Source organism: Gordonia soli NBRC 108243, assembly GCF_000334455.1.
GTDB lineage: Bacteria > Actinomycetota > Actinomycetes > Mycobacteriales > Mycobacteriaceae > Gordonia > Gordonia soli.
The window spans coordinates 128,248-144,129 of record NZ_BANX01000023.1 but is presented as its reverse complement, the minus strand read 5'-3'; the positions used below and the strand labels follow the sequence as shown (position 1 = coordinate 144,129).

At 65.8% G+C, this 15,882-nt stretch carries 11 protein-coding genes; 5 read left to right on the top strand and 6 right to left on the bottom strand.

All coding sequences use genetic code 11. The features are described from left to right. Nucleotides 1-71 precede the first annotated feature (71 nt). Genes GS4_RS15770 through GS4_RS15750 form a run of 5 tightly spaced genes read left to right on the top strand, consistent with a single transcriptional unit; the run spans nt 72 to nt 10,547 of the window. The gene (locus GS4_RS15770) at nt 72-914 is read left to right on the top strand and encodes a hypothetical protein (RefSeq protein WP_007622281.1); all 843 of its coding nucleotides are present in this window, start codon (nt 72-74) and stop codon (nt 912-914) included. After that, nucleotides 914-1,786, top strand: coding sequence for a hypothetical protein (locus GS4_RS15765; RefSeq protein ID WP_007622279.1), 873 nt, complete (start codon nt 914-916; stop codon nt 1,784-1,786). Before GS4_RS15770 ends, GS4_RS15765 begins: the two co-directional genes overlap by 1 nt. Before the next feature lie 2 nt (nt 1,787-1,788). Beyond that, nucleotides 1,789-2,643 carry a hypothetical protein gene (locus GS4_RS15760; protein ID WP_007622277.1) on the top strand — a complete coding sequence of 285 codons (855 nt, stop codon included), beginning with the start codon at nt 1,789-1,791 and terminating at the stop codon, nt 2,641-2,643. Then, complete coding sequence (locus GS4_RS15755) at nt 2,640-8,360, top strand: alpha/beta hydrolase (protein ID WP_007622275.1); 5,721 nt, start codon at nt 2,640-2,642, stop codon at nt 8,358-8,360. Before GS4_RS15760 ends, GS4_RS15755 begins: the two co-directional genes overlap by 4 nt. Further along, nucleotides 8,361-10,547 carry a hypothetical protein gene (locus GS4_RS15750; protein WP_007622273.1) on the top strand — a complete coding sequence of 729 codons (2,187 nt, stop codon included), beginning with the start codon at nt 8,361-8,363 and terminating at the stop codon, nt 10,545-10,547. It begins immediately after the preceding gene. A 105-nt stretch (nt 10,548-10,652) separates the two neighbouring features. On the opposite strand, the gene GS4_RS15745 is transcribed toward GS4_RS15750, so the two are convergent. From GS4_RS15745 to GS4_RS15720, 6 genes are all read right to left on the bottom strand, one after another. After that, nucleotides 10,653-11,309, bottom strand: a complete 657-nt coding sequence (locus GS4_RS15745; RefSeq protein ID WP_051989741.1) for a hypothetical protein — start codon at nt 11,307-11,309, stop codon at nt 10,653-10,655. Nucleotides 11,310-11,315: 6 nt separating this feature from the next. Continuing rightward, nucleotides 11,316-12,302 (bottom strand): DUF5926 family protein, encoded by a 987-nt coding sequence (locus GS4_RS15740; RefSeq protein ID WP_007622269.1) that lies wholly within the window; start codon nt 12,300-12,302, stop codon nt 11,316-11,318. Between the two features lie 42 nt (nt 12,303-12,344). After that, nucleotides 12,345-13,136 carry a glycerophosphodiester phosphodiesterase family protein gene (locus GS4_RS15735; protein WP_007622267.1) on the bottom strand — a complete coding sequence of 264 codons (792 nt, stop codon included), beginning with the start codon at nt 13,134-13,136 and terminating at the stop codon, nt 12,345-12,347. Nucleotides 13,137-13,256: 120 nt separating this feature from the next. Beyond that, nucleotides 13,257-14,144, bottom strand: a complete 888-nt coding sequence (locus GS4_RS15730; RefSeq protein ID WP_369403312.1) for a DUF4328 domain-containing protein — start codon at nt 14,142-14,144, stop codon at nt 13,257-13,259. 83 nt (nt 14,145-14,227) lie between these two features. After that, nucleotides 14,228-14,560: a rhodanese-like domain-containing protein gene (locus GS4_RS15725; protein WP_007622248.1), complete on the bottom strand. Its 333-nt coding sequence runs from the start codon at nt 14,558-14,560 to the stop codon at nt 14,228-14,230. Nucleotides 14,561-14,973: 413 nt separating this feature from the next. After that, nucleotides 14,974-15,849, bottom strand: coding sequence for a S49 family peptidase (locus GS4_RS15720; RefSeq protein ID WP_007622247.1), 876 nt, complete (start codon nt 15,847-15,849; stop codon nt 14,974-14,976). Nucleotides 15,850-15,882: the final 33 nt, after the last annotated feature.

Genomic DNA, 15,882 nt, shown 5'->3' with positions numbered 1-15,882 from the left:
GACAACGTACTCGGGTGAGGGTCGGTCGTGAGAGTCGTCGGGGGACGCCAGCGATGAGGATGCTGTGGTTTGTGCCGCACGCGATCCGTCGTGTCCCACCGAACCCGACCACCGACTACCGCGGCGGATGGGTCTCCACCGTCACCCCGCTGAATACGGTCAAAGCCGACGCCATCGTGGCCACCCAATTATTCGAGGCCACCAAGTGGGCGGCATTGTTCGAGGGGATGGGGCTGGAGTTCGTCGGTGGCGGTAGTCAGTGGAGACCAACCGCGGCCACCGTCGAGGGCTTCAATCCATTCGACTTCAGCGGGAAGAAGAACGGGTCTGCGTGCAGCTTGACCTGGCGATGGCGATGCGACGGAAGGGACGCAACCGCAACTCTGAAGAGGTTGCAGATACCGGTCGAGTGTCTGACCGTAGGCGCCGACGAGGTCTTCCTACCGGGTCGCTTACACCGGATCGAGGTGCGCGATGGGCCAGGTTCCCCGGATGGTCCGAGCACCGAACTCACTTATTGGAATTCGACGTCGCCATACTTCTATCGGTGGGCATCCCGCCAGAAGATCACCGACGAGAGTCTCGGCACCGTCCGCGACGTCTATCGCTTCAATGCTCGCGCGGTTGGCACGGACCAGATCGGCTACGCGCATCCCTTCCGCCTCGTTTGGCGACTCCGCGACGCCGACATCCTCGAGCGCACCTGGTACTTCACCCTCGGGCAGGGCCACCGTCACCCCACAGACGCGCTCGCAATCGGCACCAGGTCAGCACACGGGACCATCGTCACAAGCCCGCACACCGGCGACTACCACTGCGCCGACGACGGCAAGGTGACACCACTCGACGCCACTACAGTCCGTGACTGCGACAGTGCGTTTGACGATCGGCACGACTCGACGGTGGCCATCTGATGAGAATGTTCTCCTTCATCCCCCACGCCCGACGCCGAGTCCCACCCAACCCCACCACCGACTACCGCGGCGGATGGGTCACCACCACCAACCCGCTGAATCCGACCAAAGCCGACGCCATCGTGGCCACCCAATTGTTCGAGGCCACCAGATGGGCGGCCTTGTTCGAAGGAATGGGGCTCGAGTTCGAACGAGGATCGCACTCGTGGGAGCCGCGATCTGCGACAGGCGAGGGGCTCAACCCACTCGAGTGGCACGCCAGACACAACGGAGCAGTGTTGGCGATTTCGTGGAACTGGCGACTACCGGCGGTTGAATGGGAGCGGGATCTCCATGCTGAGTTCCGGACTCTGCCCATCGACTCGATCGTGAGCGTTCGCGAGTACGGGCCGACGATGGATGGGCTCGCACACCGGCTGAACATTGCACCGGTCACCGAGACGATGCGTGAGCGCCGACGACTACTTCGGTACACCCTCCGTACAACTTCGTTCTTCTATCGCTGGGAGGGCCGACAGACAGTTGTAAACAGTGCAGGCGTTCAAGTCTCAGACATTTACAAGTTCCTGGACCAGGCAGTCGGACGTTCGTCGAACCCCGACCCACATCCCTATCCGTTGACGTGGACCCTCAATGACCGCGACATCCTCGAACGCACCTGGTTTTTCACGCTCGGGCAGGGCCACCGTCATCCAATAGACGCGCTCGCAATCGGCACCAGGTCGGCACACGGGACCATCGTCACAAGCCCGCACACCGGTGACTACCACTGCGCCGACGACGGCAAGGTGACACCACTCGACGCCACCACAGTTCGGGAGTGCGACAGCACTTTCGATGAGCGGCACGAATCGACGGTGAGCATCGGATGAGAATGTTCTCCTTCATCCCCCACGCCCGACGCCGAGTCCCACCCAACCCCACCACCGACTACCGCGGCGGATGGGTCACCACCACCAACCCGTTGAATCCGACCAAAGCCGACGCCATAGCAGCAACCCAATTGTTTGAGGCCACCAAATGGGCGGCATTGTTCGAGGGGCTAGATCTCGAATTCAGTGAGGGTGGGAGTCTGTGGTCGCTGGCGGCGGCGGCGACAGAGGGCTTCAACCCATTCGAGCACGCCGCGCAATACAACGGTGTGGCGTTCGACATCGAGTGGTCGTGGGTAGGCCAGCCCAGTAACTCAGCATCCGAGGTTCTCCAACGGTTTGGTTCGATCCCTGCGACAGAGGATGTGCGAATCGGTCGCGATGAAGTCGTCCTGCCAGGACACCCGCACCGTATCGAGGTAAGTCCCGGGACAGTTCGAGACGGAAGCGCCGGCCCGTCAGTCCGCTACTGGAGCCGCACCGAACCGTACTTCTATCAATGGCTGTCGCGACAGGCTGTGCCACGTGCCGGAGGCGGCACCAGGCCGGATGTTGCTCGATTCAGAGACGCTGCGGTCGGCGAAGCGGTACACCGCGATCGGAATCCGTACCGATTGATTTGGCGTCTCGCAGATCGCGACATCCTCGAACGCACCTGGTACTTCACCCTCGGCCAGGGCCACCGTCACCCCATCGACGCGCTCGCAATCGGCACCAGGTCAGCACACGGGACCATCGTCACAAGCCCGCACACCGGCGACTACCACTGCGCCGACGACGGCAAGGTGACACCACTCGACGCCACCACAGTCCGTGACTGCGACAGTGCGTTTGACGATCGGCACGGTCCGCGATGACCATCGGATTCCCGCACGAGCTCGCCTGGCTCGGCTACATCATCGGGATGGAGTGGCCCGAGGGCGACGAAGATGCGATGCGACGGATCGCGGACGCCTGGGAGAACGCGGCCGGCCAACTCGACGGCGTGGGACCAGACATGGATGCGTCCGCACGGATGGTCATGGACTCCCTCGAAGGCGCGACAAGCGAAGCCCTGCAACAGGTCTTCAACGACCTCGTGTACGGCGACCTCTCTGTGGAGAAGCTCGCCGAGGCGGCGCGCGCAGCAGGCGAGATGTCAGATGCCTCCGCCACCAACATCGAGTACACCAAGATCGCCTTCTACAGCACTCTGGTGCTCACCGCCGCACAGATCGCGTGGGCAATCGCCGCTGCGTTCGGAACCTTCGGCGGTTCGCTGAGCTCCATCCCGGTGTTCCAGGCCATCGCACGAACCGCCGTCAGCATCGGGTTGAAGGAATTGCTGTCGGCCATCGCGTCCACGGTCTCCAAGCAAGCCCTCGTGGCGATGGCGAAGCGCGCAGCGATGGGCGCATTGGTCAACACGGCGCTCGCCGCCGGCCAGGACGCCGGCATCCAGGCGTACCAGTTGGCGACCGGCGGTCGAAAGACCTTCGACGGCGGACAGTTCCTCGAGACCGCCGGGACGAGTGTGATCGCCGGTGCGGCCGGGGGCGCCGCTGGTGGGGCCGCGAGCCACGCACTCGGCAAAGTCATGCGCCCGGCGATGACCGACATCGGCATGGCGGCCAACAGGTGGGCCGACAGCATCGTCTCCGGTGTCGCCGATGGCACCACCAACGGCCTCGTCGGCGCGACCACGAGTGCGATCACCGGAAACGGGTTCACCTGGCAGGCGGTGACCGCCGGCGCGGTCGGTGGCGCATTCAATCCGCCGGGTAGGGGTGGATCCAACGTCGGCACGCACGACGGGTCGGCTCCGCCATCGGGGGTCGACGCTCTCGGTCGTCCCGCAGGTGACGCGTCCGCTTCCGGTGACGGCGCCGGTCATGGGACCGGTGACGGCGGAAGCAGCGGAGCGCGCGACGGGGCGACCGACTCAACCGGCTCGCCGGAGTCAGCACCACCTGGCTCGGAGCGCGGCGCCACGACATCAGGCGACGACAGCGGTTCGGCAGCCGGCGGCTCCAACAACAGCGGTCGCAGTGGGGGAGACTCCGAATCGTCCGGCGCTACAGCCTCTTCGAGCGGTCGTGACGGGTCGGATCACGGAACTCAGGCCGCACAGTCGGAGTCCGCAGCCCCGACCGCGACCAACAATGAGGCGAGCACCCCCGGCCCTGACTCCGGTGAGACAGCGCAACCGAGCACCACGAACGACGCAGGCGGACCACCTCCCAACGCCGAGAACGCCTCGCCTGCCGAGACGGTGCGCACAGATTCCTCGGATTCACCTCCGCCGGACACCGCCTCCCCGACACACGACGCCCCTCCATCGGCTCCCCCTGCCGAGCACGCACCTCACGCCCAAGGTGACGACACCGGGCCCGGAAACAGCGCACCCACCGAGCACGCAACTCCGGAGTCATCCCGCCCGCCGGACAACTCCACGGTGCCTGACTCCGCGCGGTCGCCAGATCACGCTGACACGCAAAATGTTTCGCGCACGACAGAGCCCTCCGCCACTGCTGGTGATCGCGCTGCCGACTCGACGGCATCCACGTCACCGACCTCCACTCGATCGTTCGATTCGACCACTCCCCTGTCGGACTCACCGCGCGCGGCGGGCGGCGACAACGTCCAGCCGTCGGTCGGGCCGACGCACCACTCGCCCGGCACTGCGGCGCCCGCCGATCGGGCAGCGCCGACCGGTGGGGCCGACCGCAGTACGGCCACCCCAGACCGGACAGCTCCGACAGCCGAGGGCAACCGCGCTGCACCGGTGAACAGTTCGCCCGATGCGGGCCGGTCCACAGATTCGTCGCGCCCGGCGGACACACCACGTTCGGCGCAGGCAGGGCCACGCACCCCCACCCTGCCCACGGATGGAGCGCGAGCCGGCGTCGACCGGACATCCTCCCCCCGGGTCGACGCCGACGGCGTGCCGACTGCACGCGAGTCCGCTGAGCCCGCACTCGGCGATGGTGTCACCGGAGACCTCACGGTCGCGGCAGCCGCGGCATCGATCGTCACCGCCGATGCGGCGTCTCGCTCGTCGGTCGCCGACCCCGCAGCCCGGCCGCGGTCCGATCGATTCGGCTCCCATCTCGACGGTCCCAACGCGCGTGGCCGCACGTCTGACGGTTCCGACCCGGCTGGCCCCGGCGGCCCTCCCGACCGTCCCAACGGCCCGGGCCGACCAGATGGGATCGGCCCGGACGACCACGGCCCCCACCGGTCGGATGAGCGATCCTTGTCCGGCAGCCGGGACCACCCTGCTACCGACGCCGAACGCGCGCGTGCCGCGGAAGCGCTGGCGCAGCGTGATCTCACGCCGGACCGCGTCGGCGAACTCATGCCGCCTGACAGAGCCGGCGACCACGTCGCCGCTGCACGCGAGCTGGCCGACGCGAACGCGCGCTGGTGGAACGATCTCTCGCCGATGGAGCGCGATGCCCTGATCCGAACACACCCACACGAGATCGGAAACGCGGACGGAATCGCGGCCCGCGACAAGGACCTTGCGAATCGGATCTCGGTCGACCGGAGTATGGCCGAGCTGGCCGCTGAGAATCCGAAACGAGGGATCAGCCGGTTCATCGATCAGCTCTTGAACGGCCTCGACACACCGAGCGCTCAGCTTCGACATCTCGAGAAGATCGACAGTGCCGTCCGCGCGGCGGAACTCGAGCTCGCGAGCCGGGCAGCGCGAACCGATAGCATGGCGCCACCTCTCCACCTACTTGGGCTCGACCCACGCGCGTTCGACGGTCAGGGCAGAATCATCGCCGCTGTCGGCGACATCGACTCTGCAACTTCCGTCTCCTGGCACGTTCCCGGACTCACCACGATGATTCGTAGTCTGGGTACGAACCTCGACAACGCCGGGAACCACTACTTTCGAACGACAGCGGAACTGGGCGGTGAGGGTTCGGCGGCATCGATTGCTTGGATCGGCTACGACGCGCCCAGCGGGCGAGGCTCTGCTGCCGTGGCCAATACGGCTCTGGCTGAGGCCGGAGGCCATCTTCTGGCGCGCGATGTCGCGGCCTTCAACGCCGGCCGCGCAGTCGGTGACATCGGCCCTGCCGACAATCACATTTTCGGCCACAGCTATGGATCCGTTGCCAGCAGCTACGCGGGCGCGGAAGGCAGGCTCGCATCGGATGTCCAGACCATCACACTGCTCGGGTCACCAGGCGCCGGACCTGTCACCCACGCCTCGCAGTTCGGTATCGGTGACAACGTCTACGCCGCGTCGTCCGGGAGAGATTTCGTCACCTGGCTCGGCGCCAGCGACACTACACAGGTCGGCCGTGTGTTCAACACCGGACTTGGGATCGATCCGTCGATCGAACCGTTTGGCGCCCAACGAATAGCGGCCCAGTCGCGATTCAGCTTCCCGCTGGACAATCTGATGTCCCACACTGGATATTACGAGCTCGGTTCCGAGTCGCTGCGGAACTTCGGTCGCATCGCAGCCGGAGAAGATCCTGTCGCAGCACCGCATCGAGGGGGTACGGACGGGCCCGATTCTGGCCCTCGGACGGGCCCGCGCGAACCGGAGAAGTTCCGGCGCCCGATTGACACCCTGGACGGGCACGCTCCACGTTCCCGTGACGCGGACTCGCAAATCGGCAGCCGTCCGCCTGGTCATGATGAATCGGTCACTCGGACTGCGGGATCTGATGATCGATCACGGTTCGATGATGGTGCACGAGATCAGACTTCCCCGGACCGTGACCCAGCCAAGTACGCGGGCGATCGTCGGCTGGCCGACGATCGCAATTCCGACCATTCTGCTGGCGATCGCGACACGAGTGCGGGTGCCCGTCACGATCGTGACGGGGAATCGCCCGGCGATCGCTTCGGCGAGGCCCCCACGGATCGGTCCGCCGACGACGGACGTGCGCGGTCAGAAGAGAACGGCACACCAGACCACTCGGCCGACCGGGCGGACGACAGCGGTATCGGCGACCGGACGGACGCGAATCGTCCCGGGGACGGACCGACGTCGTTCCGCGATATCGATCCCACCGCGCAGAACATTGCGGACTGGTTGCCGCTCATCAACAGTCGGTGGGGCGAGCCCGGCTTCCTCAACAACTGTGTGCAATCCGTTCACGCCTTCTTCGAGACCCTGCGCGGCAACCCGACACATGCTGAGCCCCACCCGGACCCCACGTCGCCCGGATCGCGACTGAGCGACCTCGAGGACGCCGCCGGCGGACGTTCAGAAGCTGCGACATTCGACCAGATCGGTGCGCATCTCCTCGACCGCGGCGACGGTGCGATGGCCGTGATAGGGACCAGCTACCTCGACGGTGCCGGAAAGCCTTCAGGCGGCCACGCCTATGTGGCGCGCAACATGGACGGCACCATCCGGGTCATCGACATGCAGAGTGGACGGATCACCGGCTGGCCCCCGGAGTTCAGTCGACGGCATCACGACGTCAACGACGTCATCTACGTCAACCGTGATCTCTCCGCCGAACGTCCGCTCACCAGAGACAACGATGTCTCACCGGCCGCCGATCGCTCTGCGGAGGATCGTGGGAACACGAGGCGCGACGATGACGCCCATGGGGACGATCGCCGGTTCGGCGAGAGTGAGGACTCCGCTCCGGTTCGTCGGGAAGATCGCCCGTTCGACTCTGAGTTCCCCCAGACCAGGCTCTCCGAGAACACCGATCGGATCGCAGACCAGGCGAGCCAGAGCGAGCCCAATCCAGGAGTTGCGGACCGGGTCCGAGACGTGCAAGCGAGCGGTCGTTTCGCCGGGGACGCAAGTTACTCGCAACACGATCGCGGCATCGAGGTTCCGATTCGCGCAGAAGCATTCAGCCACGCCAACCATGAACCAGTTGTGATGTCACAAAGAGAGTTCAAGGCGTACATACGGAACAGCGGCGTGAGCCTCAACGGCGACTCCCCGCTCTTCGCCTCGAACACGTGGTACCAGGTGGAGGGCGCGGGGTCGTTCTACACGCGTGACGACGGCACCATCGCCGGCATCGCGATGGTGCCGCAGCAGAACTTCACCAACCCGTTGGTTTCGCACCGATGGAACAACGTCTCGGTGGTCACTGATCGTGGCTTCTACCATCGTGATTCGAATGGCGCGCTCGTAGCGTACGACGGCTCAGCGGAGGTCACCGGAGAGTCAGAGAGGTATCGTCGCGATCATCTCCAGCGCAAGTCGAAGGAAGTCGAACTCACCAGCGAGGTGCTCGCACAGATCAATGCAGAGCTACCGCCCGGCACACCCGACCTCAGGCGAATCGATTTCAATGCCGGGCACTCCAGTCGAAACGAGTGGGGCGCCCCGAGCGAGATCTTCTTCTACTCGATGGAGTTCCATGACACCAACCAGAGTTGGTCCGAAGAGCATGACCGTAACGGAATGGGCTACCTGGTCGAGGACCTGTTCACCGGGATGGCCGACGAACACGACCGACCCGGCATCTGGCGACGCGAGGAGGTCTTCGGCGATCCGCCAGGAGCCTATCCGGAGAGCTATATCGTTGAGATGTCCTTCGACGGAGGCCAGACAGTTCACAGATTCGAGTTCGCGAACCGACGGGGGCGCTAGATGACAGACCCGATCCGGGAAACCCAGGCGTTGCTGAGCGAGATCGTCCGCCAGATCACCGCCGGCGTCGAGAGCTACGACTCGTTCACGTTCCTGTGGACCTATGTCGGCGACCGGCTGATCGGTGACGGTCGCTTCTATCGGGCTGGTTCTGTGGTGGAAAGCCGCAGTGTTGCCGCTCGAACCATGCCCGAATGTCGCGCGCAGTTCGATCGGCTCCGAGAACTCGAATACACACCGGAAACCGGAGCATTGCTCTACTTCCGCATCGCCGGCGATCGTCCCGATCGATACTCGTTCACGAGCAAGACATTTCAGAACGAACCCGCGGAAGGCGTGTGGTTGCACCGACCCGGTGACTACCGCCGGGAACTTGCTCGATACCCACGCAGGATCGTCCCGGAGTGGATGGCATCGCGACTTCGCGGAGTGGACGATCAAACAGCTGCGCTCTCGGGGCCTCGAGAAGGCGCACCCGCGGCGGTCGATCTGTTCCGGCGTCGCGAGGACCGACCCGTCACGCTGAGGAATCGGCTGTTGCTGGCCGCTATGTTCGGAGCTCTGACCAGAGCGCTCGGCGCGGGTTTCTCGGTGGAAGTCGATCGCGACGTGACGAAGGTGCGCATCTCGTCGCCCGACACCCAATCGCTCTCGTACACCATCACACTCGTCGACGAATCGCGGGCTGTGTTGTCCGGGCGCGCTCGTATCCCAGACCTGGAGCCGAACCAGATCGGTACAGCTGCCGACCACGGACGTCGGCCCGGAGTCGATCTCTTCTCGGCGGCCCCGGACTGGCTCACCATCGAACACCTCGATCCAGCCGTATTCGACAATGCTCTGGAGTTCTGCGTATGGCATGACGAAGACTCATGGTGGAGTTCGCCGGCAGCAGCCGACCAGGCGACAAGGGCCATCCGAATCGCAGCTCTGGAGTTGGAGTCGCCGAGCGACTACGCCTTCGTCGTAGCATGCGCAACGGTCGGCAACAGCAAGGCGCTGACCGACGCAGAGATCCGGAAGTTCGCCGTCGACGAAGCCAGTGAATGGGTCATCGCGCGCAACGAGCACACCTTCAAACCCATACCGGTCGATTCCTACGTTCGAGTCGTCGAACTGGCACACCGTTTCCCCGACAACACCCAACGCCGCCGTCCCAGCATCGACTACCTATCCGGCTGGGAGATCCTGCACCACATCGGCGTCACCACCGGGGACGGGCCCGCCGGCCTCATCCGTGACGAGATCCTCGCGATCCAACACTCCCTCGTCGCCGGCAACAACAGTGTCGACGTCGCCATCGCCGCCAACACCTCCACCATCCGCTGGCAGAGCCCACCCCCACGCGATGTCGCCGACAGCATCATCGGCCACCTCCACCGACTACGCGAACTGCACTACCGCGCCGACACCGGCACCTGGTGGTACGCCCGCATCACCGCCACCACAGCCGACTTCGGCGACCCCACCACACCCCCACCACCACACCTACAACTCGCGCCGGACGCCTACCACCGCGACCTCCAGCACTACCCCCGCCCCACACCCGACTGGCTCATCAACCTCTGGCACAGCCAAGCCGCCACCCTGCACACCCCCGCCATCGGGCCCGCACTCCCCATCCCGCCGATGCCTCCGTTCCCGATCGTGGCCGGACGCTGGGCAGCCATCGCCAACCTCGTCTACGCATTCGCACTCCCCGAAGAACGCGCCGACGGTTCACTACCCATCCGCGTCACCCCCGATGGCCTCTACTGCAACGGCCGCGAAGGCTACGACCTACGACTGACCGCACTACCCGACGGCCGCGCCGTCCTCTCCGGAATCGGCCTGCCCTGGACCAGCCCCACACCCGCCGACCCCACCGTCATCACCACCGACACCCCCGACTGGCTACCGGTGACCGCCCTGCATCCCGCCATCGACCACAGCGCCCTCACCATCTGCTGGTGGTGGACCGGCACCCACTGGGAACACTCACCCACCGCACCCCAGACCCCACCCGAACAACTCCCCATCAGCTGGGCCATCGACCGCCAGATCACCCTGCGCACCCTCACCCAGATCATCACCAGCACCGGCCGACAGATCCCACCACAACAGATCGACCACTTCCTCACCACCAACGAAACCAACCCCCAAGCCGCCCAACCACTCCTACGCGCCATCGTCGAAGGCGGACGCTAGCGGCCGACGGCCAGCAGGCTGGACTCGCGCGACCTCATCTCGCCGAAGCGACCTCGACTGGGGTCGCGGGAACGAGATCAGGTCGCGGGAGCGGTTCGGTTTCGGTCAGCGCAGGAGATCGGGGCGGTGGTACCGCAGCCATGCTCCTACGACACCGTTGGTCCACACGGCTTCGTACTCGGCGGGAAAGATCACCGCGTTGGGCGTGACGCTCGACTGTCCGTCGAGCAGCCGACTACCCGTCCGCCGATCGTGTTGGCGGAGGAAGCCGCTCGGCGCACCCGGAACCGGTGAGATCATTCCCTCACCGATGATCGCCAGTGACACATCACGTTTGGTCGCATTCGCAGCGGCTGCGGTCAACATTCCGGCCATCCCGACGCCCCCCGTGGAGACTGCCGAGTTCTGATCACGGATCGTGTGGATACGATCCCACCGCATCTCGACTCGGATGCAGTCGTCGGCCCGCACCAGCCCCTCCCGTGAAAGCACGAGGGTCTGACCGGTGAACCTCGCGCGCAGCGTGTTCCGTTTGCGCACGTAGATGATCGGCAGCGCGATCGCAGTACACACCGCAGCACCGGCGTATCCGATGTAGCCGTTCATCGTCGCGACGCCGATGACGATCATCGTGATGAAGTAGATGCCGACACCGGACAGGATCAACAGACCCCACCCCTTGCTCCGCATGTAGGCATCGGCGTCCCGGACGCCCGTCAGCACCACTGGCTGTTCGGGCGGGGGCGGAAGGTGTGGGTTCATCCGCCGCTACCGGATGGTGATCTGCCGCCCGCGGATGCCGTCGCGAGAGCGACGCTGCTCCGATGTGAGATCGGATGTATCCCCCAGCGCGTCGGTGAGATACCGGTCGAACTCGTCGAGCCCCGGGTACCACTCCTCGTGATGACGCTCGTTGTCGAGGTCGAAGACCGGTACGAGCAAGCCGTGGGTCCGGAAGGAACCGACGAACCGCGAACCCTCACCCAACGTGAGGCGTCCGTCGGCGTGCAGGCGTGCCAGAGCTGTCATCAGGTCGTCCTCGGGTTCTGATCGGACCCACCGAAGATGCGCCCGGTCCCCGGCATCAACCCACCACGGCGCGCCGTTCCCGCTGGCCGGCGAGAGCCGTGCGGTCGGCATGACCGTGTCGTTCGCCCGCTCGAGCATGTGCGCGATCTCGTGCGGCACCTCTTCCGACGAGGTGAACCACCACGAGAAGTCCTCGTGCACAACGATGTCCAACTGCGACTCCGGGGTGAGCAAATCCAGTAGTGAAGCTGACCCGTCCCCCGGTGCGTACTCCTCCCCCGGCTGTGCATGTGCCGACCACCGGATGGCGTCGGCGACCGACGCCGCCAGATCCGCCGGCTCGGGATCTGTCTGCAACCCGACCAAACCCTGTGGCGCGCCCGAGCTCTCACGCACCAGCGCGGGAATGGCGCCGGGCAGGATGGTCGCCACTGTGACAGAGTTCCGGGTGCCTGGCTCGACCGGCGCCGCGGGCTGCTCCTCCTCCTGCGGCACCACCGATGTCAGGACGGGATCGGCGGGACCGGGCTCGACGAGGTCGAGAAGGGCCGTCGCCGATGCGACGAACGATCGGAGCGCGACCAGGTCGCACTCTGCGGCGAGGCCGTCGAAAGGTCGTGGCGGCGGTGCCATCGCGGCCGCCTGGCGCGCCTTGCGTGCGGCGACCCGTTCGGCGCGATCACTCCCCGGACGTGGGCCACTGCCTCGCTTGCTCTTCTTCGCCATGCGTCCACCCTCTCATGTCGGGGCGAAAGGATGGTCGGAGGTTCAGTCGACGGTGACGAGCCAGTCGCGGACCCTGGCCGGGTGGTTGGTGGCCACCCACCGGACCCCGAGGTCGGCGCAGAGTTGGACGTCGACCTGCTCGTCGACCGTCCAGCAGTAGGTGACGCGCCCCGCCGCCGCAGCGCGGTCGACCAGATCGGGGTAGAGCCGCAAGCTCTCCACCGACGGTCCGATCCCGGTAGCACCGACCGCCGTTGCGGCGCTGCCTCCGAGCAGTCGCGCGGTGTCGCCCAACAGAATGGTCGGGAGCATCGGCGCATGTCGGCGAATGCGCCAGACTCCAGCCGAGGAGAACGAGATCACCACGGCTCGACTGTGATCCGCCGACGGTGGGGTCGCCACGCCGAACTCCTGCAATTCCTCGAGGAGTCGCTGCTCGACCAGACTGCCGAACCGCACCGGATGTTTGGTCTCGATGAACAGCCGCACCGGGCGATGCCAGTCCAGGGTCAGCGTGAGCAACTCACGCAAGGTGAGCACGCTCGCCGACCGGCCGTCCGTGTGCCACGACCCGAAGTCGTGTTCCTTCAGCTCGGCGAGCGACATCTCGCTCACCACTCCGGTGCCGTCGGACGTGCGGTCGATTGTCCGGTCGTGGATGCAGACGAGCTGGTGATCACTGGTGAGGCGGACGTCGCACTCGAGGCCATCGGCGCCCTGCTCGAGCGCGAGTTCGTAGGCGGCGAGGGTGTGCTCGGCGGTCTCACCAGACGCGCCGCGGTGTGCGACGACCGCGGGCTTTCCCGAGCGGGAGATCTGATCGTGTGCGCTCATCGTGACATTGGTGCCTTTGTCGTGGGACGGATCAAGGGGGCGGCGACGACCCGGTGGGCGGACCGGGAGCGGGCGGCACTCGCCGCGCTACGCGATTCCATCATGGCGTCCGCCGCCATCTCACGCGACCGCGACCCACCGACGGGCCGGGACGGTCGGGGTCTGGTCCGCGGTGAAGACCGCGTCGATGCGTGCGGCCAACCAGTACGCGAACGCCGACGACACGACCGCACTCACGATCACGAGTGCGAGTGCGCTGGCCGCGGTCTGGATCGATCCGGACTGGAGAGCGACCAGTCGGGTGACGATCCCGACCACGGCGAACGCGTTCACGATCGCCCATCCGACCCAGATCTTGGTGAGGCGGCGGTGCGTGCGGACGGTGTCGAGGTCGTCGCGGAGAGCTGCGACCTCATGCAGGAGGACACCGAGGCCGACGAGATTCACGATGGGGACACCCGCGAACAGGATCAGCTGCCAGAGCGGGCGCGGATCGAGCCGGTCGTGTCGGCGGTAGGCGTCGACGCGGAGCGCACGTACCCAGCGAACGGCGACCACGGTGGCGAAGACGAAGGTCGCCAGGGCGAACAGTCCGACGAAAACGACGAGCCACGCGGTCGCCGTGTCGAGCCAGCCGGGGATGGGGGACGTCCGGTTCACCACCAGCACGATGTAGCGGATCAGGTGCACGATTGCCGAAATGGCGAGCGTGCCGCCCACCAGGCGCAAGGCCGCTCGGACATCGGCGACCTCGATCCGACGGTCGTCCGCCACGGCATCCGAGTGCGGCGTATCGCGAAGACCCCAGAGGGGGAGGTAGGTGTAGCGCGGGATGACGCGGGTACGCGGGTGCGCCCGTGGTGCGGGCGCGGGTATCGCCTCCGGTGGCCGGCGGGCGACCCATCTGACGTGACGACTGCGGTAGACCCGTCCCGCGTCGATCCGGTTCCCGGACGGCGCAACCGACGCTTGCCGGGCAGGGGTCGCGGTTGCTGCGGAATCGACCACACGCAACGGTCCGCCACACCGGGGGCACCGCTCACGGCCGGGTCGATGCGGCGCCTGGATGCGGCACCGCGGACACAGATCGATCATCGGGTCCCGGCACCGGTCTCGACCGGCTTGCCGCTCTGCACCCAGTCGACCATTCCGCCACGCACGCACACGCCCTCGTAGCCGATCTGGTCCAGGTACTGCAGCACCCGCATCGCCCGACCGCTGGAATGACAGACGACGAGCAGTTCGGCATCGGGATCGATCTCGTCGATGCGGGCGGGCACGTCGCCGAGCGGGATGTGCAACGCGCCGCGGATGTGCCCGGCAGCCCACTCGTCGTCTTCTCGGACGTCGAGCATGACCCGGCCCGTCTCCTCGCTGAAATCGTCGGGAAGATCGGTCACCGGCACCTGCGGGATGTCGCCCATGCTCACGAATCCATGGTGGCACAGCCACCGCTCCGCCTGCCGCTCACCGACATCGGAAGACGGGTTCAATCGATCGGATGACTCCGCTTCGATCGAGTTGACACCGACCTCATCCGCATGGGTTGTCGACTATGTAGGTCGACATATATCTATCCACATGCGGATTTGCACGACCGTACGACTGTGTGCTTTACGACCGTCAAGTTGTGGATGAGACTGTGGATACTGTGGAGAATCGGCGTCGTGACCAGCGATTCTTGTGATGGGGGTCACGGGTTCAGCCGCACGAAAGTTCAGAGACTTCGCTATCTCGAAGATCCGCCGTTCGATCGAAGAAATTTCGCTTCTCAGCACTTCCTGTGGATAACTTGGGGACAGTTGGGGAGAAACTGTGTCGACTGGCTCCGAGGTGACTAATGGAAACGCAGAGCGCCAGTCTGCCGTACCGCGCCGATGGTGCCGGCGACGACATCCTCGGTCATCGCGCCCAGGCTCAACTGACCGCCGGTCAGTCGGGCGAGTAGGGGTTTCGGAGCCTCGACGACGCGTACCTCGGCATCGGGGTATCGCTCGGCGACGACCGACCGCATGACACCGACCCCGTCCACGAGGCCGATGTCGGCCGCGGTGGCGCCTACCCATACGTCCCCGTTGAACAACTCCGCGTCGGAGGCGGTCAACTTCTTGCCCCGCCGCTGACGAACCCAACGAATGAACTGTTGATGCAGTTCTTCCTGGAGGGACTCGATCCACGCGACGTCTTCTGTTCGTAGGGGCGAGAAGGTGTCCAGACGCGCCTTGTTCTCCCCGGCCGTGTAGAGCCGGCGCTCCACCCCGAAACGGTCGAGCACGTCCGCCAGCCCGAAGCCCGAGGAGACGACCCCGATCGACCCGACCAGTGAGGTGTGGGCGGCGTAGATCTCGTCGGCGGCACAGGCAATCCAGTAGCCGCCCGACGCGACGACGTCCTCGCAGAACGCGAGAACGGCAACGCCCTTCTCGGAGGAGAGCTGGCGGATGCGCTCGGCGATGTACTCCGATTGGGCCGGAGAACCGCCCGGGGAGTTGATCACCACGACCACGGCTTCGAGATCCTCGGTGTCGAACGCGCGGCGCAACACCGGTTCCAGGGTGTCGGTCGTCAGTCCAGGGCGGCCGGTCTGCGTCGACCCGATGTGACCGTCGAGACGGACCACTGCCACCTGCGCCGGTCGTGATCGCCCCAGCGCACGCCGAATGCGCGACCTCGTCCGATTCTTCCGCCCCCCAGCGGTGGCTCCAGCGCTCATCACGCCGAGTGTAGTGGGCGCACACCGTTCCTC